The sequence below is a fragment of the Microcoleus sp. w1-18aA5 genome (genome assembly GCF_036701705.1).
GTDB lineage: Bacteria > Cyanobacteriota > Cyanobacteriia > Cyanobacteriales > Microcoleaceae > Microcoleus.
Window position 1 is genome coordinate 2,501 of sequence record NZ_JAUPTE010000144.1, and the last position, 2,895, is coordinate 5,395.

General features: G+C 50.7%; 2 tRNA genes and 2 rRNA genes (1 of these 4 running past the window's edge). All 4 read right to left on the bottom strand.

The window, feature by feature from the left end:
- Positions 1-662 (bottom strand): 23S ribosomal RNA (locus Q5691_RS27205); it reaches 2,242 nt to the left of the window's first position.
- Between the two features lie 191 nt (positions 663-853).
- Positions 854-926, bottom strand: a tRNA-Ala gene (locus Q5691_RS27210).
- 93 nt (positions 927-1,019) lie between these two features.
- Positions 1,020-1,093 (bottom strand) — tRNA-Ile (locus tag Q5691_RS27215).
- Between the two features lie 116 nt (positions 1,094-1,209).
- Positions 1,210-2,709 (bottom strand): 16S ribosomal RNA (locus Q5691_RS27220).
- The 16S and 23S rRNA genes sit together here with 2 tRNA genes alongside, the layout of an rRNA operon.
- Between the last annotated feature and the right edge of the window lie 186 nt (positions 2,710-2,895).

The window sequence follows — 2,895 nt, forward strand, 5'->3', positions numbered from 1 at the left end:
CTCGCTTTCGCTTTGGCTGCAACCCATAGGGTCTTAACCTGCCACTGCCTATAACTCGCCGGCTCATGCTTCAACAGGCACGCGGTCAGACGTTAAATCGTCCTCCCACTGCTTGTAAGCTAACGGTTTCATGTTCTATTTCACTCCCCTTCCGGGGTTCTTTTCACCTTTCCCTCGCGGTACTGGTTCACTATCGGTCACACAGTAGTATTTAGCCTTACGAGATGGTCCTCGCTGATTCACACGGGATTTCACGGGCCCCGTGCTACTCGGGATACAGTCACGCTCTTTTCTACTTTCGACTACAGGACTTTCACCTTCTCTGGTGCAGCTTTCAACTGCTTTGTCTAGCTTGAAGATACGTTAATTGACTGTCCCACGACCCCAGAAGTAAAAACCTCTGGTTTAGGCTGTTTCCCGTTCGCTCACCACTACTTGGGAAATCGCTATTGCTTTCTCTTCCTCCAGCTACTAAGATGTTTCAATTCGCTGGGTTCGCTGCTATCAGTCTATGTATTCAACTGATGCTTACTGGGTTGCCCCATTCGGACATCTCCGGATCAATGCTTGCTTCCAGCTCCCCGGAGCTTATCGTCGGTCGCCACGTCCTTCTTCGCCTCTGTGTGCCTAGGTATCCACCGTTAGCCCTTTGTAACTTGACCACTTGATTTTTTCATGGTGGTCGCTTGTCAGATGCTCCGATTGCTCGGATGACTGACATGCTTTGATGACTTAATTTCTATGCAGTTTTCAAGGTTCTGACTAGAGTTCTAGACTCCAGCATTCCGACTTTCACTCTCGATAGTCTAGGTGCTGATTTCTATTTTTTGTAGTTGGTTGCAGTTAGTGAGAGTGGAGGTAAGCGGACTCGAACCGCTGACTTCCTGCGTGCAAGGCAGGCGCTCTACCAACTGAGCTATACCCCCACTAAGCAAGTTCTGATTTTGATTTTATGAGTCCTGAATTCATCTTTGATGATCCATTACTCATTACTGACAATTCATCACTTTTTTTCCAGGTGGGCCATCCTGGATTTGAACCAGGGACCTCACCCTTATCAGGGGTGCGCTCTAACCAACTGAGCTAATAGCCCGCGATTTCCGAACCAGTTAATAGTTTGAAAGCTTTGACATCTATTCCTCGAACGACCAGGGATGACTGACAACGACCTATTGTTTAGGTTCGGTCGACTATCAGATGGTCTCCCTAAAAGGAGGTGATCCAGCCACACCTTCCGGTACGGCTACCTTGTTACGACTTCACCCCAGTCATCAGCCCTGCCTTCGGCATCCTCCTCCTCGAAAGGTTAGAGTAATGACTTCGGGCGTGGCCAACTTCCATGGTGTGACGGGCGGTGTGTACAAGGCCCGGGAACGGATTCACCGCAGTATGCTGACCTGCGATTACTAGCGATTCCGCCTTCATGCAGGCGAGTTGCAGCCTGCAATCTGAACTGAGGCAGGGTTTACGGGATTAGCTCGCCCTCGCGGGTTGGCTGCCCTCTGTCCCTACCATTGTAGTACGTGTGTAGCCCAGGACGTAAGGGGCATGCTGACTTGACGTCATCCCCACCTTCCTCCGGTTTGTCACCGGCAGTCTGTTTAGAGTGCCCAACTTAATGATGGCAACTAAACACGAGGGTTGCGCTCGTTGCGGGACTTAACCCAACATCTCACGACACGAGCTGACGACAGCCATGCACCACCTGTGTTCGCGCTCCCGAAGGCACTCTTCTGTTTCCAAAAGATTCGCGACATGTCAAGTCCTGGTAAGGTTCTTCGCGTTGCATCGAATTAAACCACATACTCCACCGCTTGTGCGGGCCCCCGTCAATTCCTTTGAGTTTCACACTTGCGTGCGTACTCCCCAGGCGGGATACTTAACGCGTTAGCTACGGCACTGTCCGGGTCGATACAGACAACACCTAGTATCCATCGTTTACGGCTAGGACTACTGGGGTATCTAATCCCATTCGCTCCCCTAGCTTTCGTCCCTGAGTGTCAGTTATGGTCCAGCAGAGCGCCTTCGCCACCGATGTTCTTCCTGATCTCTACGCATTTCACCGCTACACCAGGAATTCCCTCTGCCCCTACCATACTCTAGCTGTTCAGTTTCCACTGCCTTTCCGAAGTTAAGCCCCGGTCTTTGACAGCAGACTTGAACTGCCACCTGCGGACGCTTTACGCCCAATCATTCCGGATAACGCTTGCATCCTCCGTCTTACCGCGGCTGCTGGCACGGAGTTAGCCGATGCTGATTCCTCTGGTACCGTCAGGTTGCTTTCACAACTTTCTTCCCAGAGAAAAGGGGTTTACAACCCAAGAGCCTTCTTCCCCCACGCGGTCTTGCTCCGTCAGGCTTTCGCCCATTGCGGAAAATTCCCCACTGCTGCCTCCCGTAGGAGTCTGGGCCGTGTCTCAGTCCCAGTGTGGCTGATCGTCCTCTCAGACCAGCTACCGATCGTCGCCTTGGTGGGCTTTTACCCCCCCAACTAGCTAATCGGACGCGAGCTCATCTTCAGGCTATAAATATTTTCCCTTTCGGTACATCGGGGCTTAGCAGTCGTTTCCAACTGTTGTCTCCGTCCTGAAGGCAGATTCTCACGCGTTACTCACCCGTCCGCCACTAAGTATTTCTACTCCGTTCGACTTGCATGTGTTAAGCAGACCGCCAGCGTTCATCCTGAGCCAGGATCAAACTCTCCGTGTTGGATTGTTTTTTTTGGCTTTAGCCCAGTTCTTTCTACTCAGCTTGAAGGCTGGTTTTTTTCCCTTGACTTTTTTCTCGTTGTTTGCGATATTGAATATCAGCTCTCGCTTTTACTCTCTATCTTGATTTTTTTGACGAGGTTAATAGTGCTTTAAGCTTTCAAACTATTCTTTTTTCTAGGTTCAG